Source organism: Pigmentiphaga sp. CHJ604 (assembly GCF_036972535.1).
Classification (GTDB): Bacteria; Pseudomonadota; Gammaproteobacteria; order Burkholderiales; family Burkholderiaceae_B; genus Pigmentiphaga; species Pigmentiphaga daeguensis.
In genome coordinates this window covers 2,610,262-2,631,793 of sequence record NZ_CP136998.1, presented here as the reverse complement: position 1 = coordinate 2,631,793, position 21,532 = coordinate 2,610,262, and the positions used below count along the sequence as shown (strand labels likewise).

Annotated in this window: 19 protein-coding genes; 5 read left to right on the top strand and 14 right to left on the bottom strand. The window is 68.3% G+C overall.

Annotated features, from left to right (window positions below; all coding sequences use genetic code 11):
• Positions 1-2: 2 nt before the first annotated feature.
• Positions 3-968, bottom strand: coding sequence for a tripartite tricarboxylate transporter substrate binding protein (locus R4823_RS12660; protein WP_338618874.1), 966 nt, complete (start codon positions 966-968; stop codon positions 3-5).
• Positions 969-990: 22 nt separating this feature from the next.
• Positions 991-1,908 (bottom strand): SMP-30/gluconolactonase/LRE family protein, encoded by a 918-nt coding sequence (locus R4823_RS12655; protein WP_338618872.1) that lies wholly within the window; start codon positions 1,906-1,908, stop codon positions 991-993.
• 113 nt (positions 1,909-2,021) lie between these two features.
• On the opposite strand from R4823_RS12655, the gene R4823_RS12650 reads away from it, so the two are divergent.
• From R4823_RS12650 to R4823_RS12640, 3 genes are all read left to right on the top strand, one after another.
• Positions 2,022-2,963 carry a LysR substrate-binding domain-containing protein gene (locus tag R4823_RS12650; RefSeq protein WP_338618869.1) on the top strand — a complete coding sequence of 314 codons (942 nt, stop codon included), beginning with the start codon at positions 2,022-2,024 and terminating at the stop codon, positions 2,961-2,963.
• A 224-nt stretch (positions 2,964-3,187) separates the two neighbouring features.
• A complete protein-coding gene (locus R4823_RS12645; protein WP_087841146.1) occupies positions 3,188-3,799 on the top strand; it encodes an isochorismatase family cysteine hydrolase in 612 nt (203 codons plus the stop codon).
• 2 nt (positions 3,800-3,801) lie between these two features.
• Positions 3,802-5,052: an MFS transporter gene (locus R4823_RS12640; protein ID WP_130358687.1), complete on the top strand. Its 1,251-nt coding sequence runs from the start codon at positions 3,802-3,804 to the stop codon at positions 5,050-5,052.
• On the opposite strand, the gene R4823_RS12635 is transcribed toward R4823_RS12640, so the two are convergent.
• The 8 genes from R4823_RS12635 to R4823_RS12600 form a co-directional block, all read right to left on the bottom strand.
• A complete protein-coding gene (locus tag R4823_RS12635; RefSeq protein ID WP_338618866.1) occupies positions 5,040-5,954 on the bottom strand; it encodes an AraC family transcriptional regulator in 915 nt (304 codons plus the stop codon). The two genes, R4823_RS12640 and R4823_RS12635, sit on opposite strands and share 13 nt — an antisense overlap.
• 164 nt (positions 5,955-6,118) lie before the next feature.
• Positions 6,119-7,600 (bottom strand): class I adenylate-forming enzyme family protein, encoded by a 1,482-nt coding sequence (locus R4823_RS12630; RefSeq protein ID WP_338618864.1) that lies wholly within the window; start codon positions 7,598-7,600, stop codon positions 6,119-6,121.
• On the bottom strand, positions 7,597-8,469 hold the full coding sequence (locus tag R4823_RS12625; protein WP_338618862.1) for an amidohydrolase family protein: 873 nt from the start codon (positions 8,467-8,469) through the stop codon (positions 7,597-7,599). The genes R4823_RS12630 and R4823_RS12625 overlap by 4 nt, the downstream gene beginning before the upstream one ends.
• A gap of 13 nt (positions 8,470-8,482) precedes the next feature.
• The gene (locus R4823_RS12620; protein WP_338618861.1) at positions 8,483-9,229 is read right to left on the bottom strand and encodes a tripartite tricarboxylate transporter substrate binding protein; all 747 of its coding nucleotides are present in this window, start codon (positions 9,227-9,229) and stop codon (positions 8,483-8,485) included.
• Between the two features lie 60 nt (positions 9,230-9,289).
• Entirely contained in the window at positions 9,290-11,338 is a 2,049-nt protein-coding gene (locus R4823_RS12615) for a hydantoinase/oxoprolinase family protein (RefSeq protein ID WP_338618859.1), read from the bottom strand.
• On the bottom strand, positions 11,335-13,005 hold the full coding sequence (locus R4823_RS12610; protein ID WP_338618857.1) for a hydantoinase B/oxoprolinase family protein: 1,671 nt from the start codon (positions 13,003-13,005) through the stop codon (positions 11,335-11,337). The genes R4823_RS12615 and R4823_RS12610 overlap by 4 nt, the downstream gene beginning before the upstream one ends.
• 103 nt (positions 13,006-13,108) lie before the next feature.
• Positions 13,109-14,491 carry an MmgE/PrpD family protein gene (locus R4823_RS12605; RefSeq protein WP_338618854.1) on the bottom strand — a complete coding sequence of 461 codons (1,383 nt, stop codon included), beginning with the start codon at positions 14,489-14,491 and terminating at the stop codon, positions 13,109-13,111.
• Entirely contained in the window at positions 14,488-15,630 is a 1,143-nt protein-coding gene (locus R4823_RS12600) for an acyl-CoA dehydrogenase family protein (protein ID WP_165963381.1), read from the bottom strand. The genes R4823_RS12605 and R4823_RS12600 overlap by 4 nt, the downstream gene beginning before the upstream one ends.
• A gap of 92 nt (positions 15,631-15,722) precedes the next feature.
• On the opposite strand from R4823_RS12600, the gene R4823_RS12595 reads away from it, so the two are divergent.
• Positions 15,723-16,487: a helix-turn-helix domain-containing protein gene (locus R4823_RS12595; RefSeq protein WP_176400836.1), complete on the top strand. Its 765-nt coding sequence runs from the start codon at positions 15,723-15,725 to the stop codon at positions 16,485-16,487.
• A 7-nt stretch (positions 16,488-16,494) separates the two neighbouring features.
• Here R4823_RS12595 and rimO read toward each other — a convergent pair whose 3' ends face one another.
• From rimO to phaC, 4 genes are all read right to left on the bottom strand, one after another.
• Positions 16,495-17,880, bottom strand: coding sequence for a 30S ribosomal protein S12 methylthiotransferase RimO (gene rimO / locus R4823_RS12590; protein ID WP_087841136.1), 1,386 nt, complete (start codon positions 17,878-17,880; stop codon positions 16,495-16,497).
• 82 nt (positions 17,881-17,962) lie between these two features.
• Positions 17,963-18,529 carry a polyhydroxyalkanoate synthesis repressor PhaR gene (gene phaR, locus R4823_RS12585; RefSeq protein ID WP_087841135.1) on the bottom strand — a complete coding sequence of 189 codons (567 nt, stop codon included), beginning with the start codon at positions 18,527-18,529 and terminating at the stop codon, positions 17,963-17,965.
• A gap of 106 nt (positions 18,530-18,635) precedes the next feature.
• Complete coding sequence (phbB, locus tag R4823_RS12580; protein WP_087841134.1) at positions 18,636-19,373, bottom strand: acetoacetyl-CoA reductase; 738 nt, start codon at positions 19,371-19,373, stop codon at positions 18,636-18,638.
• Between the two features lie 64 nt (positions 19,374-19,437).
• On the bottom strand, positions 19,438-21,069 hold the full coding sequence (gene phaC, locus R4823_RS12575) for a class I poly(R)-hydroxyalkanoic acid synthase (protein WP_176400835.1): 1,632 nt from the start codon (positions 21,067-21,069) through the stop codon (positions 19,438-19,440).
• A 225-nt stretch (positions 21,070-21,294) separates the two neighbouring features.
• Here phaC and R4823_RS12570 point away from each other — a divergent pair, with 225 nt between their 5' ends.
• On the top strand, positions 21,295-21,519 hold the full coding sequence (locus R4823_RS12570; RefSeq protein ID WP_087841133.1) for a hypothetical protein: 225 nt from the start codon (positions 21,295-21,297) through the stop codon (positions 21,517-21,519).
• Positions 21,520-21,532 lie beyond the last annotated feature (13 nt).

Below are 21,532 nucleotides of genomic sequence, written 5' to 3'. Positions count from 1 at the left end.
GATCATTCCATCCTGATGTTGGCATGGGTGATGACGCGCTGCCATCTCTGCAATTCGGTATCGACCAGCCTGGAGAAGGCCTCGGGACCGTCATTGGAGGGGTCGGCGCCCGCCGAAGCCAGCTGGGCCCGGACCTCGGGCAGCGCCAGCGCCTTGCGCAGTTCCGCGTTCAGCCGCTCGATTACCGGGCGCGGCGTGCCCGCCGGGGCGATCAGGCCATACCAGGCCACGACCTCGGCCCCCGGCAGTCCGGCCTGCGCCACGGTGGGTACTCCCGGCAGCGCCGGCGAGGGTTCGGGCCCCGCCACCGCCAGCGCGCGCAACTGGCCCGACTTGATGAACGACAGCACCGGCGGCACGCCGCTGAACAGGATCTGCACGCGCTGGGCCAGCAGGTCGGTCAGCGCGTCCTGGTTCCCCTTGTAGGGCACGTGCACGATCTCGACCTGCGCCAGCGATTTGAACAGCTCTCCGGCCAGGTGGTTGGTGCTCCCCACGCCCGACGACGCGAAATTCAGGCCGCCCGGGTGCGCGCGGGCATAGGCGACCAGTTCCTGCAGGCTGCGCGCCGGCACCGAGGGATGCACCAGCAGCACGTTGGGACTGCTGGCGATCACGCCCACCATGGCCAGGTCCTTGCGGGTGTCGAACGGCATCTTCGACCCGTACAGCGTCGGGTTCACCGTCATCGGCCCCGTCGTCCCTATCCCTATCGTATAGCCGTCCTTGGGCGCCTTGGCGACCATGTCCACGCCTATGTTGCCACCCGCGCCGCCCTTGTTCTCGACCACCACCGGTTGGCCCAGCTGCCGCGACAAGGGCTGCGCCAGCGCACGTGCCAGGATGTCCACCGAGCTGCCCGCCGCGAACGGCGCGATCAGGCGTATCGGGCGGGTCGGGTAGTCCTGTGCGTGCGCGGCGCCCAGCGCGCCGGTCATGATGCTCAGCGCAAGCGCGGTGTGTTTCATCGGGTCTCCTCGTTGTCTTTCTTCATGTGTGTGCGTATGGCGGCAGGCCGGGTTCGGGCAGCCGGGCGGCCAGGATCACGCCCTGCTCCGCTTCGGTCACGTACAGCGTGCGCCGATCGGGCCCGCCATAGGCGACGTTCGTGGTGCGGCGGCCCGCGCACGAACGGATGCGCAGCAGCGGCTCGCCCATGGCGCTGAACAGCCACACCGATCCGAGCCCCGCGTGGACCACGGCCAGATTGCCTTGGGCGTCCGTCGCCAGGCCGTCCGGGCCGGTGGGACTGCCGGACAGCTGGATGAAACGCCCCACCTTGCCGACCCGCCCCGCCTCGTTCAGCGGCACGCTGTAGATGGCGTTGTCGCGGGTCACGGCCAGGTAAAGCAGGCGTTCGCCCGGCGCGAAGGCTAGCCCGTTCGGTCCTGCCAGGCCATCCACCAGGGTCTCGACGTGGCCGGCGTCGCGCCGCAGCCGGCACAGCCGGCCCGTGGGCCGGTTCAGCGCGCTGTCGCCCTGGTCGGTGAAATACAGGTCGCCGTTGGCGGCGAACAGCAGGTCGTTGACGCCCTGGAGCCCACGGGCCTCGTCCGGCGCGAGCAGGGCCCGCGGACGACTGTCCCGGGGAAACATGGTCATGATGCCGTGGCGCCGGTCGGCGATGTAGAGACGACCATCGCGATGCAGCTTGAGCCCGTTGGGCTCGCCGTCGTAGCGGCATGCCAGCGCGAACCGTCCCGCCGGATCGACGCGGAAGATCCTGCCATGGGCCAGGTCGGTGCAATACAGCGTACCGTCGCGGTCGAAGGCCGGCCCTTCCAGGAAGGAATGCAGGGGTCCGGCTCCCCGCGCCTTCACCCAGGGCGACATGGATCTCACCAGGTGCAGGGATGGCGGCAACGCGGCGTGGATCTCGGTGGCCAGGTCGGGAGGAGCGGCGTACATGGGACCGGAACGGATGGAACAGCCACCTATAATGGCAGTCGTTCCCCAGCCCGGGTAACGGTTTTTTCAGATGCCCCCATCTGGATCCGCGATGGCCCCGGACCACGCCCGACATGGACCTGCGACGCCTGCGTTATTTCGTCACGATATTGGAAACCGGCAGCTTCTCGCAGGCGGCCGAACGCCTTCACGTCGTGCAAAGCGCGCTCAGCGCGCAGATCCAGAAGCTGGAGGACTCCCTGGGCACGCGCCTGTTCGTGCGCGATGCCCATGGCGTGCAGCCCACGCCGTCCGGCCGCAAGCTGCTCGGCCATGCGCGGCGCATCCCGGACATGGTGGCGGCCGCCGAACACGACTTGCGGCAGGACGCGGAATCGCCGCGCGGCATCGTGCGCATCGGCATTCCCAGCAGCATCAGCCGCATGATGACGGTGCCCCTGCTGCAGGCGGTCGAAGAGGCCCATCCCGAGGTCACGCTGCACGTGGTCGAGGCGATGACCGACGAACTCGAGGCGCTGTTGAAGCAGAACCGGCTCGAGATGGCCATCCTGTTCACCGTGGGGGAAACCGGCAGTCCCCACCTCATCGACACCCTGCGCGACGAACCCTTGTACCTGGTGTCGCCCGCGGACGGCTCCCCGCCCTCCCATGCGGTCCCCTTCGCCGAACTGGCCCGCATGGACCTCGTGCTGCCCACGCTGCGCCACCGCGTGCGCCAGATGCTGTCGCGCGAGGCCGAGCAGCGCGGCCTGGCGCTCAGGATCAAGCACGAGCTGGACTCCATGGCACAGACCGTGCAGTTGATCGCCGCCGGCAACGGCAGCTCGGTCATGATCGTCTCGTCCTTCATCGAGGAATGGCAGGCCGGGCGCGTACAGGCCACGCCGGTTTCCGACCTGCGCACCACCGCGCAGGTGGTGCTGGCCACCTCGCACGGCGCATCGCACAGCGCCGTGGCCGGCATCCGGGACCTGGTCGTCGCCACCGCGGCCCGCCTGGCGCGCGACGGCACCTGGCCCGACCGTCCGCCACGGGAAGCCGCCCGCCTCCGCTAGGGCCCGCGCGATTTATCCCCAGGCGATGTGGAAAACCCTGGGGAAAGCACGGGCACAACTTCACCCGGCCTAGATTCCATGCGGGTCTGCGGGCGGTGACGCGAAAACGGGCAGGCTCCTCATCCGCTGCGCAACTTTTGCGCTGCCACCGCAATTTCCTGCGCTTGGCCCGCGGCCGGCGGCGCTATGTTCGGCCTTCCACCCACCCCACGGAGGCCTCTCGCATGCCCTCTTCCCTTTCCCTTGATCCCGCCAAGGCCGTCCTGCTGGTCGTCGACATGCAGAACGACTTCGTCCTGCCGGACGCGCCCATGGAGGTCGCCGCCGCCCGCCAGCGCGTCCCCGCCATGGCCGCGCTGGTCGCCCGCGCGCGCGAGGCCGGTGTCCCGGTCATCTACACCCAGCACGTGCTGTACGACGGATTCGACGTCTCGCCGCTGGAGACGACCCAGTTGCCGCACTTGAAGACGGCCGGCATGCGCGCTGGCACGCCCGGGGTCGAGATCATCGCCGAGCTGGCCCCCCTGCCCGGCGAGGTCGTCATACCCAAGCATCGCTACGACGCGTTCTACAACACCCGCCTCGAGACCGTCATCCGCAACATCCGGGGCCGCAACGTCGCCGACAGCGTGATCATCACGGGTACGGTCACCAGCGTCTGCTGCGAGTCGACCGCGCGCAGCGCCTTCATGCGCGACCTGCGGGTCTTTTTCGTGGACGACGCCACCGGCGGATTCGACGACGCCTCGCATCGCGCCACGCTCGCCACCATCGACCGGGTGTTCGGCAAGGTCGTCTCCACGCGCCAGGTGCTGGACGCGCTGGGCGGAGCATGACCATGACCCCGCCGCTCGTGCACGATACCGCCTACGAATGGAAGGCCGTCACCATCCTCGCCCTGGGCTTCGGCCTGATGGGCCTGGACCGCTGGCTGCTCGCCCCCATGTTCCCTTTCATGATGAAGGACCTGGATCTGTCCTACCAGGACCTCGGCCTGCTCATCGGGGTGCTGGGCCTGGCCTGGGGCGTGTTCTCCATCACCATGGGCCGGGTCTCGGACCGCGTCGGCCGACGCAAGGTCCTGATCCCCGCCGCCATCGCGTTCTCCTGCCTGTCCGGATTGTCGGGGCTGGCCACGGGCCTGATCAGCCTGATGCTGATCCGCACGGTCATGGGCGTCGCCGAGGGCTCCTTCTGCCCCACCAGCGTGGCCGCGGCCGGCGAGGCCTCGCATCCGCGGCGCCGCGGCCTGAACCAGGGACTGCAGCAGAGCGCCTTTCCGCTGTTCGGACTGGGGCTCGCACCCATCATCGCCACCCAGCTGATGGACGTACTGCCCTCCTGGCACTATGTGTTCTTCCTGTCGGCGGTGCCTGGCCTGATCCTCGCCTGGTTCATGTACAAGGTCATCCGCGAACCCGGCACCGGTGTCCAGGGCGGGCTGCCCGCCGCGCCGGCTGCCGGGGCCACGCTGTCCTGGAAGGAACTGCTGCGCCGGCGCAACCTGCTGCTCGCGGTCGCCTCCATCCTGTGCGCGATGACCGGCATCTTCGTGGTCGGCGCCATGGTGCCCAACTACCTGACCGACTACCTCAAGCTGACACCGCAGCAAATGGGACTGGTGGTCTCGGCCATCGGCATCGGCGGGTTCTTCGGTGAATTCGGCGTGCCCGGCATCTCGGACTTCATCGGCCGCCGCGCCGCCGCCTTCCTGGCCTTCGTCGGCGCCGCGCTGGCCCTGTATGCCTTCATCCGCACCGATGCCTCGCCCTGGGCGCTGTTCGGGGTGCTGCTGGTGGTGTCGTTCTTCTGCTTCGGACTGCTGGCCCTGATGACCGGGCCCATCGCCACCGAGGCGGCGCCTCCCGGCATGGTGGCCTCAGCCATCGGCACGGTCAGCGGCCTGGGCGAGATCTTCGGCGGCGGGGTCGCGCCCGTGGTGGCAGGCTACATCGCCCAGCACCATGGCATCCAGTACACGCTGTACCTGGCGCTGGGCGGCATCGCGATCGGCCTCGCCGTGTCGCTGTTCCTGAAGGAGACCGCCCCGCGCAAGGTCGAGGCCGGCGTCCGGGCTCAGGCGTCGTAGTGGCCGGCCGTGGCGCGGTAGGCCGAGGCCGAACTGCCCAGGGCCTTCTTCAAGGCCCGGCCCATCGCGCCCGCCGACGCGAAGCCGCAGACGCTGGCGACGTACGAGACGGGCTGGCCCGTCGTCGCCAGCAGGTGGCGGGCCCGCTCCACCCGCATCGCGGTCAGGTGGCGGTATGGGGACACGCCCTGCGCGGCCTTGAAGCAGCGCAGGAAATGGTATCGGCTCAAGCCACACAAGGCGGCCAGCTCGGCCAGGGAAATGTCCTCGGCCAGGTGTTCGTCCATGTAGCGGGTGACCTTGCGCAACGCCTGGGGACTCAGGCGCGGCGCCGTCGCGGCCGCCGGCTCCGCCCGCCACTTCTTGCCCAGTTCGTTCAACACCAGCGCGCCGAAGCTGTCGGACAGCAGGCGCGAGACCTGGCCGGCCCCCAGGTCCCGGACGAACGCTCCCAGGGCCGTGTAGACCAGCGGACTCACGAAGCCGCGCTGGGCTAGCGACCACATGCCATCCACCGGCCGCTCGCACCCCAGTTCCTCGAACATCTCCAGCGCCGCCTGCTGGTCGAACGTCAGCAGCGACACCCGGGCGGGCCCGTCCTTGACCCAGCGGAAAGCGGTGCCGGGCGGAATCAGGTGCAGCGGATTGGCGAAATTGACGAAATGGTCGCGGTAGCCCCAGCCCAGGTCGAATCTGGCCGACCTCAGCCGGTACTCGTGCGAGACGAGCAGGAGCATGTGGGGCAGCGCCGGGCAGGACAACTCATGGGCATCGAAGCTGCAATGCACCACGCTGCCGGCCAGCCGGCCTCCGTAGTCGAACGACTGGTGCAGGCTGTAGGCGCCGGTATCCGTCAATACCTGGCGCAACCGGGCGGCGGTCGGGGAAGGGTCGGTGTTCACGGGATCTCCCGGAAGGCGGGAACGGCTCACCCCATATACTACCCGGCAGCCGGACTTATCCCCACCCGCTGTGAACAACCCTGGGGAAAGGCTGCGGACAAATCATCCGGCGCCAGCAACCATGCGGGTTTGCGGACCATGGCGCGAAAACGGGCAGCCACCGGCTAATCCGGGGTCGGTCCCTCGATCAGGCGCTTCTTGATGATCTTGCCGGCCGAATTGCGCTCGAACTCGTCGACGAAGCGGAAATGGCGCGGCACCTTGTAGGGCGCCAGCCGTTCCCTGCACCAGGCGGCCAGGGCCGCCGCGTCGCGATCGCCACGCATCATCACGAAGGCGGCCACTTCTTCGTCGAACTCCTTCGAGGGCAGGCCCACCACCGCCGCTTCCTGCACGTCGGGGTGCGTCATGAGGATGGACTCGATCTCCAGCGGATAGATGTTCACGCCGCCGCGGATGATCATGTCCTTGGCTCGGCCGCACAGGAACAGGTAGCCTTCTTCGTTCAGGTAGCCCAGATCGCCCGGGTAGAAGAAGCCGTCGCGGAAGGCCTCCCTGCTCGCCTCCTCGTCGCGGTGGAAGCCCTGCGCCACCGTGGCGCCCTCGTAACGGATACGCCCGACTTCGCCGGGCGGCAATGGGTGGTCCTGTTCGTCGACGACCTGCAGGCGCACGCCGAACACCGGCCGGCCGACGGAGGCGGGCTGCGCCTCCAGTTCCTGATTGGACAGCACGGTCACGCCGCCGCCCTCGGTGGAACTGTAGTACTCGATGAAATTGGGACAGACCTCGTTGCGGATGCGGCGCCGCTCCTCGGCCGTCAGCGGCGAGCCCGACGAGATCAGCGTGCGCAGGCCGCGCAGCGGCGCCACGTCGCGCGGCTCGGCCTGCAACACGCGCCGCAGCAGCGTGGGTACCAGGAAAGTGATCGTGGCGCCCGTGCGCGCCACCTCGGCGGCCAGTTCCTCGACCTTGTAGGGAGGCGGGCACAGCACCGTCGTGGCCCCCACGTACAGCGACGAGACCGAGAACGCGCGCCCGCCGCCGAAGTACAGCGGCGTGGCGTTGATGTAGGTCTCGCGGCTGCCGAACCCCAGGTCGGCGTAGTGCGTGAAGAAGCGGCTCATGAACTGCGCATGCGACAGCAGCGGCCCCTTGGGGCGTCCCGTGGTCCCCGACGACAGCGACAGGCAGAAGCCGCGGTCCTCCTCGGCGTAACGGTCGCGCACCACGACCTGCTCCGCGCGGGCCAGCCAGGCCTCGTCGGCCGCCACGCACAGGCCTGGCGCGAAGTCGTCTCCAGGCTCGACCAGCACGCAGCGCGCGCCGAAATGCCGCGCCACCCTGAGTTTCTCGCCGGCTTGCCAGCGGCAGTCCACCGGCAGGATCACCGCCCCGGCGCGCGCCACGGCGTAGAGCATGACCAGGTGCTCGGGCGTGTCCTTCAGCGCCACGCCCACCACGTCACCCGGCTGCACGCCCATCTCCAGCAACAGCGAAGCCCGTTGTCGCACCAGCAGGTCGAACCGGCGATAGTCGATGACCCGGTCGCGATGGATGATGGCGGGCTTGGTGGGCCGCTGGCTCGCGTGCAGGGTCAGCTGGTCCGCGATGTTCGGGCCGCGCATCGGCATTACCGTGCTCATCGGTCCAGTCCGTAGACACGCAGCACGTTGCCGCGCAACAGCTTTTCCCGGGAGCCGGGCCGCAGGCCCAGGGCCTCGATCTCGTCCCGCGCGCGCTTGAAATCCAGGATGGGAAAATCGGTGCCGAACATCACCTTGTCCTGGCCGTAGCTGTCGATGTACTTCACGAAGGCCTCGGGCCAGTACCTGGGGCTGTGGGCGTCCGTGCCGATGTAGACGTTGGGATGCTTCCACGCCATGGCGATCATCTCCTCGGTCCAGGGTATGCCCACATGTATCCCGATGATCTTGAGCTCCGGAAAATCGCAGGCCACCGCGTCCAGGCAGATGGGCCGGCCCACGCTGCGCAGCCGGTGCGAAGGGTCGTAGATCATGGACTGCCCCACCTGGAGCTGCACCGGCACGTCCAGTTCCGCGCACTTGGCGTAGAAGGGATACCACTTCGCGTGATCGGGCGCGAGCTCGAACCAATGGGGATAGAAATGCGCGCCGATGAAGCCGTATTCCCGCACGGCCTTCTCCAGCTCCCGCACGCCTCGCATGCCTTCCGTGGGGTCGAGTCCGGCCAGGCCGTGGAAGCGGTCGGGATGGCGATTGACCGCCTCGGCCACCGCCTCGTAGGGCACGTGGTAGCTGGCGCGATGCTGCCAGGGCCCTACCTTGGCGGCGATCAGGAAGGCCTGTTCGATGCCGGCGGAGTCCATGCGGCGCAGCATGTCCTCGTGCGACAACCCTTGCATGATGGCCGTATCGACGTTCATCTTGCCGCTGTAGAAGGCATCGCGCTTGGGCCGTTGCGCCAGCAGCTCGGGCGTCCAGATATTGACCACGGCGTCGATCGCCGGGATGTCGTAGCTGTGGGAGGTCATCTCGCTTCCTCGATTACGGCGTCAGGTTGGCGTTGGCGACCGCCTGCTTCCAGGCCGCCAGGTCCTGCTCGATCTTCCTGGCGAACTCGGCCGGGCCGGTCGGATGCGGGTCCAGGCCGCTGGCCAGCAGCCGGTTCCTGATGTCGGGCATCGCCATCGCTTCCTTCAGCGCATCGGCCAGGGCCTGCACCACGTCCCTGGGCGTGCCTGCGGGCGCCATCAGCCCGTACCAGACATTGAAGTCGAAGCCCGGCACGGTCTCGGACACGGCCGGCACGTCGGGCAGCACCGACGAGCGCGACTGGGTGCTGACCGCGATCGCCTTGAGCTTGCCCGCGCGGATCAGTTCCAGCGCGCCGCCCAGGCTCACGAAGGCGGACTGGATCTGGCCGATGGGCTGGAAGTCCTTGATCGAATCGTAGCTGGGCTTGTCGGGCAGCCAGGGACTGATGGCGATCGGCCCGACGTTGGCGAACAGCAGCGTATAGCCGTCGTTCCTGGACCGCGCCACGTAGCTGGTGCCTATGCTGCCGTTGGCGCCGCTGCGGTTCTCCAGCACGAAGGGCTGGCCGAACTTCTGCGAGAACTTTTCCAGCAGCGGCCGGATGATGGCGTCGGACGGGCCGCCGGGCGCCCAGGTGTTGACCACCATGACCGGGCGCGACGGATAGTCCTGCGCACGGACCGCGGCCGGCGCGCCGGCCGCCAGCGCGGCGCACAGGATGGCCAGGTACTCACGAAGCTTGATGCGGGATCTCATTTCGCCTACCTCATCGTCTACGGGACTGCATCGCATGCCGGGCGGGCCATCCCGCCCGGATCAAACCGGTTTCAGGATCAGATTGCCGTGGTCGTCCGTCGTGGCCGAGAAGCCCGGCTCCAGCCATACGGTGGTATCGGGCTGCTCCAGGATGGCCGGCCCCTCGACTCGCGTGCCCACGGGCAGCTCCAGGCGCGCATGGCGCGGCACGTCCATCCACGCGCCGTTCACGTGCACGCGTTGCGTGTCGGCCGGCCTGGGCCGCGCATCGGCCGGAGGTGCCAGCAGGCGCAGGTCGAATTTGGGCCGCACGCCGATCCGCGCGTAGCGCAGGTTCATGATGCGCACGGCAATGCCCGGCAACAGCCGCCCGAACTCGGCGCGATACGCGGCCTCGAACGCGGCGGCCACGGCCCCGGCGTGCAGGTGGTCGGCCTGGACCGGCACCATCACGGTATGGGTCTGGCCCTGGTAGAGCATGTCCAGGAAGAGTTCCTCGCGCACCGAGGCGATGGCCACGCCGGCCGAGGCCAGGTGCACGTCGCAGCGCTCGCGGAACTCCCCGACCAGCGCGCGCAGGGTCTCGAAATCCACCTCGTGCAGGCCGCGGTTGATGGTCCGCACCGCATCGTGGCGCAGGTCGGCCATCACGCAGCCCAGCGCCGAGGTCACGCCGGGATAGCGCGGCACGATGCCCGTCTCCACGCCCGTCTCGCGCATCATCGCGCACACGTGCAGCCCGCCTCCTCCGCCGAAGGGCATGTAGGCGAACCGGCGCGGGTCGTGTCCCTTCTCGATGGACACCAGGCGCAAGGCGCCCGCCATCTTGGCATTGGCCACGGTCAGGATGGCCTCGGCCGCCTCCAGCACGTCCAGGCCCAGCGGCTCGGCGACGTGGGCGCGGATGGCGGCGCGCGCCAGTTCCGCGTCCAGCGTGCCCAGGAGGCCTCCGCCCAGCGGCCGCGCGGCGTCGATGCGGCCCAGCAGCAGGTTGGCGTCGGTGACCGTGGGATAGGGATTGCCGTGCCCGTAGCAGGCCGGCCCGGGCCGGCTGCCCGCCGACTCGGGTCCGACCTGCAGCATGCCGCCGGCATCCACCTTGGCGATCGACCCGCCGCCGGCGCCTATGGTCTCGATCTGTATCATGGGCGAGCGCACGACCATGCCGAAGGCGATGCTGGTCTGCTCGGCCAGCGCCACCCGCCCGTCCACCACCAGCGAGACGTCGAACGAGGTTCCGCCCATGTCCCCGGTCATCACGTCAGGATGGCCGGCCGCGCGCGCGATCGCGGCGCAGGCGATGACCCCCGCCGCGGGGCCCGACAGCGTCGTGCGCACAGGCAGCTCGCAGGCGGTCTGCCGCGACATCACTCCGCCGTTGCTTTGCACGATCATCAGTTGCCCGCCGAAGCCGCGTTCGCGCAGGTCGCCTTCCAGCCGCCGCAGGTAGCCGCCCACGACGGGTTGCAATGCCGCGTTGAGGCTGGCCGTGGAGACACGCTCGAACTCGCGGATCTCGGGCAGGACCTCGGCCGACGAGGTCACGCAGTCGTTGGGCCACAGTTCGCGCACGCGCGCCACCGCCGCCGCCTCGTTGGCCGGATTGGCATAGGTGTTGATGAAGAAGACGCAGACCGCCTCGCAGCCCTGCGCCAGCAGTTCGCGCACGCAGGCCTCGACCTGGCCCAGGTCCACTGCGGTGTGGATGGAACCGTCGGCCAGCACGCGCTCGTCCACTTCCTTGCGCAGGTCGCGCGAGACGGGAGGCAGGTATTCTCCGCGCAGCCCCCAGGTATGCGGCCGGTCGCGCCGCCGCATCTCGAGCACGTCGGCGAAGCCGCGCGTGGTGATCAAACCCGTGCGCGCGGCCTTGCGCTCGAGCAGCGCATTGGTGCCGACGGTGGTGCCATGGATGATGGTGGCGATGCCGGCCGCGCCGCCGGCGGCATCGTCCAGCCGCGCGATGCCGTTCATGAAGCCGACCGCTTCCTCGCCTCGCGTGGAGGGGACCTTGACCACCGCCACCGACTGGTCCGCCTCGTCCAGCACGAACAGGTCGGTGAATGTTCCGCCCACGTCGACGCCGACGACCCGCTGCTGCCCGCTCACTGCCCACCCTCCGTCACATAGCCCATGGCCCGGTCGCGCTCCACGGCGGCGCCGCTGCGCCGCGCGGGATCGCCATAGCCGCCCCCGCCCGGGGTCTCCAGCCTGACCCTGTCCCCGCGCGAGAGCGGTATCCCCATCATCTTCGACACCATGGGCGGGGTCCGCCACTGGCCGTCCACGCAATAGCTGAACCGGTTCAACGCGCCGTCGCCGCCGCCCGCGATGCCCTTGGGCGCGGACTTGCCGCGCTCGCCGAAGATGAAAGCCTGCGCCGACTGCTCCAGCAGTTCGATCTCGTAGACCGCGCCCAGGCCGCCCCGGTGCGTGCCGGCCCCGCCCGAATCGGGCCGCAGCGACCACTGCGTGAAGCGCACCGGATACGCGGCCTCGATGATCTCCAGCGGCGGTATCGTGGCCGTGGAAATGGGCGCGTTGCCGTGGCTCAGGCCATCGCCGCCGGCATGGCCGCCGTGGCCGCCGCCGAAGAAGCTGAACATCACCCAGCGCTGGCCCCGGCGCCCTTCGTCGCTGCGCAGCCCCGCTATGGACAGTGCGTTGATCGTGCCGTAGGCCTGCGCCACGGCGCGCGCCGGATCGGCCTGCGCCGCCGCGCTGAAGACCACGTCTATCATGCGCAGGATGGTTTCGGTGTAGCCGCCGACCGGCCGCGGCCGCTGCGCCGTGATCAGCAGGCCCTCGGGCATCACGAACTCGACCGCATCCAGCACGCCGGCATTGGCCGGCACGTCGGGAAAGAGGTGCTTGAGCGCGACATAGCACGCCGCTACCGCGGTGGCGCGCGAAATGTTGACCGCCCCCGCGCAGGGGCCCGAGGTGCGCGAGAAATCCAGCACCAGCCGCTCGCCTTCCACCGTCATGTCCAGCGCGACGCGCAGCATGTCGCCGCGGATGCCGTCGTTGTCCAGATAATCCTCGAATGCATAGCGGCCATCGGGCAGCGACGCGATGTGCGCCCGCATCAGCCTGCGCGCCCGTTCGCGCAGCGCGCTCATGGCGCCCGTCACCCGCGCCTCGCCATAGGCCGCGAACAGCTCGGCCAGGCGCCGCTCGCCCAGTTCCAGCGCCGCGAGCTGCCCGTTCAGGTCGCCCCACAGGCTGTCGGGCATGCGCGTATTGGCGCGCAGGATGGCCAGCACGTCGGGATTCACTTCCCCTTGCTGCACGATGCGCACCGGCGGGATCTGGACCGCCTCTTGCCAGCACTCGGTAGCCGCCGGGTTGTAGTTGCCGGGAACGTTGCCGCCCACGTCGTGCCAATGCGCGGCCGAGGCCAGGAAACAGACCAGCCGGCCTTCCAGGAAGAAGGGCTTGACCAGCTTGAAATCATTGGCGTGCGTGCCGCCTTCGTAGGGATCGTTGAACAGCCAGACCTCGCCTTCGCGCATGCCGCCCAGCGGCTGCGCCGCCTGGACCGCCGCCCGCACCGCGAACGCCATCGCCCCGACGAACACCGGCAGCCCCGATTTGCCCTGTACCAGGGTATCGCCGGTCGCACCGTCGTAGATCCCGTGGCAGGCATCGTGGGCCTCGGCAATGATGGGATTGAACGCACTGCGGTAGAGCGTGGCGTCCATCTCATCGGCGATCTGCTCCAGCCGGCCTTTCAGGACGGCCAGGGTGACCGGGTCCAGCTTGACTTCCGACATGCTGCCCTCTTGCATTCAGGATACTCCGGGGGACTTTATTTATGATCTATTGTTCTGTCAATAGGACAATTAGGAAAACGGCATCCCGCACCCCAGCCCTCGCCTACCCGCTCAAGTCCGCCACCGCCCTCGCCTCCAGCCACAACGCGCGGGCCTGGCCATCGTCCAGCACGGTGCCCGCCAACTGGAGGAACTTGCGTTCCACTCCCGTCCTGTCCAACGGCGGCATGTGCGTGCCGCCGGGCGAATAAGGACCGTGCTCGGACGGCGTGCCGTACTCCATCATGCAGGTGCCCGCGCGGCGGCCGCCTCCGCGCAGCGCGATCTCGACCCGCGCCGGCAGGTAGCGCGGATACAGCGCCGCGTACGATTCGTCGACATGCAGGTGGATGCGCGGATACAGGCCGAGCACGCCCGGTTCGACGGCGGGCCGGCGCACGTTCGACAAGTCGTACCGGCCATGGCACAGCGCGCTGGCCACGGTCCACACCACGCTCATCAGCCGATCGTAGAGCTCGTGCGCCGCGCCCGGGGCCTGCCCGAAGCGCAGCGCCACCGGATAGGTATGCACGTCCACGCGTTCGATCTCGCGAGCAGCCACCGGCCCGTCGCTCCAGATGGACTGGATGGCGTCGATGGCCGGCTGGGCGTGGCGGCAGGCGGGCATGGGCTTGAAGTACACGCCGTCCAGCGTCTCGCCCCGCCAGGTTGCCGGATCCTGCGCGAGCCCCCGGCTGCGCAGAACGTCCAGGACGCCCGGGTCGGCGCCGCCCTCGAAGATGCGGCCGCCCGACCCCAGGCCGGCGCGCGCCAGCTTCACCGACTCGATGGCGCAGCGCGCCGCCAGGCCGCCATGCAGCGGCACCGCCGAGCCGTGTTCGGTCAGGCCGCGCAGCGCCGCCGCGGGAAACGAGAAGGCGGCGTTGCCGAGCGCGCGCGCCAGGGTGTCTTCGTCCAGCTCCAGCAGGCGTCCCAGCGCGGCGGTCGCGCCGATCGCGCCCGTACACGAGGTCGGCGCCAGCCCGGCCAGCGTCAGGGCCGGATGCGCGCTGGCCGCCAGCCGGTTCGCGACTTCGTAGCCGACCGCGATGGCCATGTGGACCGCTTCCATGGTCCGGCCCTCGCGCATGGACCAGACGGCCGGGATGATGGTGTTGCACGGATGGTTGCCGCCATTGCCGTAGCCGTCGTGCCATTGCAGCAGCGAACCCATGGCGCTCATCGCGATGGCCGCCGATTCCGGGCTCAGGCCCGCCGGCGCGCCGGGAATCCGCACCGCGCCGGGCTGCGCCAGCACGAAAGCCGAACCGGCCTCGGGCAAACTGGATCCGGCCAGCACGCACCCCAGGAAATCCGCCAGGATCAACGCGACCTTCTCGCGCCGCGCCGGCGACAGGTCCGCGCGCCGCAATCCCAGCGCGAATGCCGCCAGGCGCCGCGCCAACGGCCGGCTGCCCTGATCGGTGTCCGGCGGGCGGGCCCTCATTTCAGCAGGGCCCGGGCGATCAGCATGCGCTGGATCTCGGACGCGCCTTCGCCGATGCGGTAGTGCCGCACGTCGCGATAGAAGCGCTCGACCGGCACGCCGCGGATCAGCCCCGAGCCGCCCAGTATCTGCACCGTGCGGTCGGCAACGCGTCCCACCATCTCGGAACAGAACAGCTTGACCATGCTGGTGGCCGTGCCCGCGTCCTGGCCGGCATCGATACGCCGCATGGTGTCGTAGGCCAGCGATCGCGCCAGCGCCAGCTCGGTGGCCGAATCCGCCAGCATCCACTGGATGGCCTGCCGGTCGGCCAGCGGCTGGCCGAAAGTGACGCGGCCCTTGGCGTAGGCCACCGCTTCCTCCAGCAGCCGATCGGCCGTGCCTATGCACGCGGCCGATACGCCCATGCGGCCGCTGGCCAGCGACCCCATGGCGATGCGGAATCCGCCGCCCACCTCGCCCAGCACCGCCTCGTCCGGCACGAAGCAATCGTCGAAGCGGATCTCGGCCAGCTCGATGGGGTCGGAGCCGATGGTCTTGTCCACCCGCGCGATGCACATGCCCGGCGTGCCCCGGTCCACCAGGAAGGCCGTGATGCCGCCCCGCGCGCGCCGCGCCGTATCGGTCACGGCCAGGACCATGACCACCTGTGCGCGGTGCGCGGCGCTGATGAACTGCTTCAGCCCGTTGATCACCCAGCCCCCCGCCCTTTTTTCCGCCGTGGTGCGCAAGGCGGCCGCGTCCGACCCCGCTTCGGGCTCGGTCAGCGCGAAGCTGCCCAGCCATTCGCCGCTGGCCAGCCGCGCGACATACTTGTCGCGCTGCTGGGGCGTCCCATGGCGCGCGATGGCGATCGGGGTCAGGCCGCTGGTGCAATCGAGCATGACCGTGAAAACGCGGTGTGAACGCGCCACTTCCTCCATGACCAGGCAATAGGTGGCCAAGTCGAATCCGCCCCCGCCGTATTCGACCGGCAAGCGCATGCCCAGATAGCCTTGCTGGCGCATTTCGGCCAATGCCGACGGCGCCAATTGGCCGTCCTGGTCCATCTGGCGGGCCAGGGGCTCGAGCCGCTCGCCGACGAAGCGGCGGATGGCCGGCCGCATTTCGGCCAGTTCCGGCGTGCAATCTTGCTGCATGGCACTTGAATAATTCATTATATGAATTGATAATTCGTTTTATGAATTTATTCTGGGCTTCACCTCGAAGGGTGTCAAGGCCCGCTCGCGCCATGAAAGCAACCGATCCGCTGTTCGTCACCGCCCTGGCCCGGGGCCTGGAAGTCCTGCGCTGCTTCACGCCCGCGCGCGGCGAACTGGGCACCACGGAAATCGCCCGGCTGACCGGACTGCCGCAGCCCACCGTCTGGCGGCTGTGCAAGACGCTCGCGGCTCTGGGCTACCTGGTGCCCACGGCCAACGACAAGCTGCGCGTGGGCGCGGCCGCCCTGCTGCTGGGTTACGCCGTGGTCGCGCAGACCGGGATCAATGACTATGCCGTGCCGCTGATGAAGGCCGCCGCCGATGCCCTGGGCACCACGGTGCTGCTGGCCGAGCGGCACGAGGCCAGCATGGTGGTCATCCAGCGCTGCGAACCCGCCCAGGTGCGGCGCGTGATGCTGCACATAGGCTCGACCGTGGGCCTGACCGATTCATCGCTGGGACTGGCCTACCTGGCGGCCCAGCCGCCGGCCGAACGCGAACGCATCATCGCCGGGCTGCAGGCGGAAGGACGATGGGATGCCGGCGGAGGTCCCGGCCGGCTGCGGGCGGCGCTGGACGACTACCAGCGGCATGGCGCCGTGTTCATGCGCTATCCGCAGGAGAACTTCACCGCCATCGGCGTCCCGGTCCAGCCCGCCGACCGTCACCGTACGCTGGTGCTGACCTGCGGCGCGTCGGACGCCCTGTTCACCGACGCCCACGTCGCCGCCACCGTCGCTCCCACCCTGAAGCGCCTGGCCGCCGAATTAGCGCCACTGCTGATAAGGAGATGAACCGGGGCTACCCTATGTTTCCCCAGAGATCGTGATCGTCGGAACGGGCGATGCGCACGGAAATGATGTCCCCGACCTTGTAGCGTTTCCAGGGCTTGTCGACCGGCGCCACGTAGACCTTGCCGTCGATGTCGGGCGCATCGCCCATGGAACGGGCGACGCCGCCCTCGGGGCCCACCTCGTCGACGATGCACTTGATGACCTTGCCGACCCGGCGCGCCAGGCGCTTGCGGGAAACGGCCTCCTGGACCTGCATGAAGCGGGCCTGGCGTTCCTGCCGGACTTCGTCGGGCACGGGATCGGGCAGCTCGTTGGCGGCCGCGCCCTCGACCGGTGAATAGGCGAAACAGCCCACGCGGTCCAGCTCGGCCTCGCGCAGGAAGTCCAGCATTTCCTCGAACTCGGCCTCGGTCTCGCCGGGGAAGCCGGCGATGAAGGTGCTGCGTATCGTCAGGTCCGGACAGACCGCGCGCCAGGCCCGGATGCGGTCGAGGTTGCGTTCGGACGAAGCCGGACGCTTCATCAGCTTCAGGATGCGCTGGCTGGCATGCTGGAACGGCACGTCCAGGTACGGCAGCACGCGACCGCCGTTCTCGTGGACTTCGTTCATCAGCGGCAGGACCTCGTCCACGTGCGGATAGGGATACACGTAGTGCAGGCGGATCCAGGCGCCCAGCCTGGACAGCTCGCGCACCAGTTCGGTCATGCGGGTGCGCACCGCCCGGCCGTCGACGAAGCCCGTGCGGTACTTCACGTCCACGCCGTAGGCGCTGGTGTCCTGCGAAATGACCAGGATTTCCTTGACGCCGGCCTTGACCAGGTTCTCGGCCTCGCGCATGACCTCGTGGATGGGCCGCGACACCAGGTCGCCGCGCATGGACGGGATGATGCAGAAGCTGCACCGGTGGTTGCAGCCCTCGGATATCTTCAGGTAGGCGTAGTGCTTGGGCGTCAGGCGCACGCCCTGCGGCGGCACCAGGTCGCTGAAGGGATCGTGGGGCTTGGGCAGGTGCAGGTGCACCGCCTGCATGACCTCGTGGGTGGCGTGCGGCCCGGTCACGGCCAGGACCTTGGGATGCATCTTCTGCACCACGCCTTCGCCATCGGCCTCCTTCTTGGCGCCCAGGCAGCCGGTCACAATGACCTTGCCGTTGGCCTGCAGGGCCTCGCCTATGGTGTCCAGGCTTTCCTTGACCGCGTCGTCGATGAAGCCACAGGTGTTGACGATGACCAGGTCCGCGTCCTCGTAGGTCTTGGACGTCTCGTAGCCTTCGGCACGCAGCTGGGTCAGGATCTGCTCGGAATCCGAGGCTGCCTTCGGACAGCCCAGGCTGGCGAAGGCCACGCGGGGAATGGCGGTGTTGGTCGGGGAATCGGACGAATGGATGGACATCGGGCGCACCGCGAGCGCGACTCGCGGCCGGAATTAGCGGAATGGGGGCATTTTACCGGGTTACGGCGCGCCCGCCCCCGCGCTACTTGCGCTCGTCGTCCTTGGACGCGGAGGTAAAGGGAAACGTGGTGAACATGGACCGGGTCTGGTTCTGCATCTGGTCCTGCATCTGCACGAACAGGTTCTTGCTCTGCTCGATGTAGTTGCTCATCATGCTCTGGATCATCGGCGTCTGGACGTTCATGAACTGCGCCCACGCCTCGGGGCCGAACTGGCCGCCGTACAGGCCCTTGGACTGCTCGCCCAGCTTGTTCTGGATCTCCATGAAGGCCTGGATGTTCTTCTCCAGGTACGAACCCATGATGCCCTGCATGGCATGGCCGTAGAAACGGATGATCTGGGCCAGCATGGTGGACGTGAACATGGGCGCGCCGGCGGTTTCCTCTTCCAGGATGATCTGCAGCAGGATGCTGCGGGTCAGGTCCTCGCCGGACTTGGCATCGACGACCTCGAACGTCTCGTTGTCCAGCACGAGCTGCTTGACGTCGGCCAAGGTGATGTAGGTGCTGGTCTGCGTATCGTATAACCGGCGATTGGGATATTTTTTTATCAACCGCAACGCGTTGCCGGCTCCGGCTTGCTGCGCCATGCTTGCCCCCAACTTAGATTTGTATGAAACCGGTGCGGTCCGCCGACCGCACCAGCCATCAAGTTTAGTCCAACCCGGCGTGGAACGCGTCGGGCCGGATCGGGGCTTACCCCATGTGCAGGCCGCCGTTCAGCGAGAAATCCGCGCCGGTGGCGAATCCCGCGTCGTCCGAAGCCAGCCAAGCCACGATGGAGCCGATCTCGTCCGGCGTGCCCAGGCGCTTCACCGGGATGGTGTCGACGATGCTCTGGAGCACGTCGGGGCGGATGGCACGCACCATGTCGGTACCGATGTAGCCGGGCGAAACCGTGTTGACCGTCACGCCCTTCGATGCGACTTCCTGCGCCAGCGCCATCGTGAAGCCGTGGATGCCGGCCTTGGCGGTCGAGTAGTTGGTCTGGCCGAACTGCCCTTTCTGGCCGTTGACCGAACTGATGTTGATGATGCGCCCCCACTTGCGCTCGGTCATGTCGCCGATGACCTGCTTGGTGACGTTGAACAGGCTGTTGAGGTTGGTGTCGATGACGGCGCGCCAGTCTTCCAGCGTCATCTTGCGGAAGAGGCCGTCACGGGTGATGCCCGCGTTGTTGACCAGCACGTCGACCGGCCCGAACTCCTCTCGCACCTTGGCGAACGCGGCCACGGTCGAATCCCAGTCCGCCACGTTGCCCACGGAGGCGTGGAACGTATAACCGAGCGCCGATTGTTCGTTCAGCCACTGCTGAGAGTCGCGATTGGGCCCGCAGCCGGCGATGACGGTGAACCCGTCCTTGGCCAGCCGCTGGCAGATGACGGTGCCTATGCCGCCCATGCCGCCCGTCACGTACGCTATCTTTCCGCTCATGATGCCTCCTTATGAAACGGCGGAACCCACCGCCGCTTGACCCGCAGAATACGCATGTCTCTTGTCATGCCGCCCTGACCCGCACGTACTTGCCCGGCGCGGGTTCGATGACGGGATGGTCGGCGCTGCCCAGCGCGCCCGGCGCCTTGCCCTGGCGCCCTCCGTGCTCCTTGATCCAGGTTGCCCAGTCGTTCCACCAGCTGCCCGGCACTTCGCGCGCCTCGCCCATCCAGGCGGCGGCGTCGGCCGGCAGCTTGTCGTCCTCGCGCACCCAGTAGCTGCGCCGGTTGCGCGAAGCCGGATTGATGACCCCGGCGATATGGCCCGAGGCCCCCAGCACGAAACGCATCGGCCCGCGCAGGAGCGCGGTCGAGGCGTACGCCGAGGTCCAGGGCACGATGTGGTCCTCGCGAGAACCGTACACATAGGCCGGCATGTCGAGGGAACTCAGGTCGAGCCCCACGCCGCACGCGCGCACCTTGCCGGGCACCCGCAGGTTGTTCTCGAGATAGGTATTGCGCAGGTACCAGGCATAGAACGGTCCCGGCAGGTTGGTGCTGTCGGCGTTCCAGTACAGAAGGTCGAAGGCCGACGGCGCCTGCCCCTTCAGGTAGTTGTTGACGACGTAGTTCCAGACCAGGTCGTTCGGACGCAGGAAGGCGAAGGTGGTCGCCAGTTCGCGCGCCGCCAGCACGCCGCCCGCGGCGAACTGCTGTTCGCGCAGCAGCACCTGGGCTTCGTCGATGAAGACGTCCAGCACGCCGGTGTCGGCGAAATCCAGCAGCGTCGTGAGCAGCGTGAGCGAGGCCACCGGATCCTGGCCGCGTGCCTTCGCCACCGCCAGCGCCGACGACAGCAGCGTGCCGCCCACGCAGAATCCCAGCGCGTTGACCTGCGGCTGCCGCGAGATGGACGAGACGACGCCGATCGCCTCGAGCACGCCTTCCTGCAGGTAGGCATCCCAGTCCGCATGCTGCACGCCATCCGCGTCGACGGCCAGCGGGTTGCGCCACGACACCATGAAGACCTGCATGCCCTGTTCGAGCGCGAAACGCACGAAGGAATTGTGCGGCTGCAGGTCCAGGATGTAGAACTTGTTGATGCAGGGCGGCACGATCAGCAGCGGACGCGCGTAGGCCCGGGGCCCGAGAGGCTTGTACTGGATCAGTTGGAACAGCCGGTTCTCGAACACCACCGACCCCTCGGTGGTGGCAAGATTGCGCCCGACCTCGAACGACGATTCGTCCGTATGGGAAATGCGCCCCTTCTGCAGGTCCGACACCAGGTTGGCGATGCCCTGCTGCAGGCTTTCGCCGCCGGACTCGAGCAGGCGGCGCTGCGCGTCGGGGTTGAGCGCGAGGAAGTTCGAGGGCGACATGGCCTCGACCCATTGCATGGTGGCGAAGCGCAGCCGGTTCAGGACATGTTCGGGCGCCTGGACGCTGTCGGCCATCTTGAGCATGGTGCGCGCGGACAGCAGGTAGGCATGCGCCAGGAATGCATGCCCGGGGCTGGCGCTCCAGGCTTCACCGGCGAAGCGCTGATCGGTCAGTGGTTCGAGTTCGCCCGCGCCGGCGGCCCGCCAGAGATCGGCCCATTCCTGCGCGAACTCCTGCTGGATCTCCAGCAGCTTCTCGGGGGCCATGGCGTGCCCGCCCGACAGGATGCGACTCGAAGGCGCCGACGACCCAGGCATGTCGGCCTTCTGATTCAACATCTGCTGCCATGCTTCCAGCCACGCCAAGGGGTTCGTAGAATCCTGCCTGGACTGACTCACTAGAACACCTTGCTGATTCGATTACGCTAGATGCCATAGTGCATAGCGCGCCTGCGGCTGTCAAATCGCGCAAGACCCGCGCCAATGCCTGCGCGGCGCGCCGGTCGGACCGGCGTTTCACTCATATTTCATCTTCGCCGACCCATGCATTTTTCCTTCCTCGTCGCCATCGGCTGGCTTTACGTGACACTGCTGATGTCCCTGGCACAGCCCACGGTTCTGGCGGGTATCGCGACCCTGCTTTTCTACGGATTGCTGCCGGTCGCGATCCTGCTGTACATCTTCACCGCGCCCATGCGCAAGCGGCTGCGCCGTGCGCGCGAAGCGGCGTGCGACACCCCGGAAAACCCTGATCAAGAGAAACCCTGATGGCGCCGGCGAC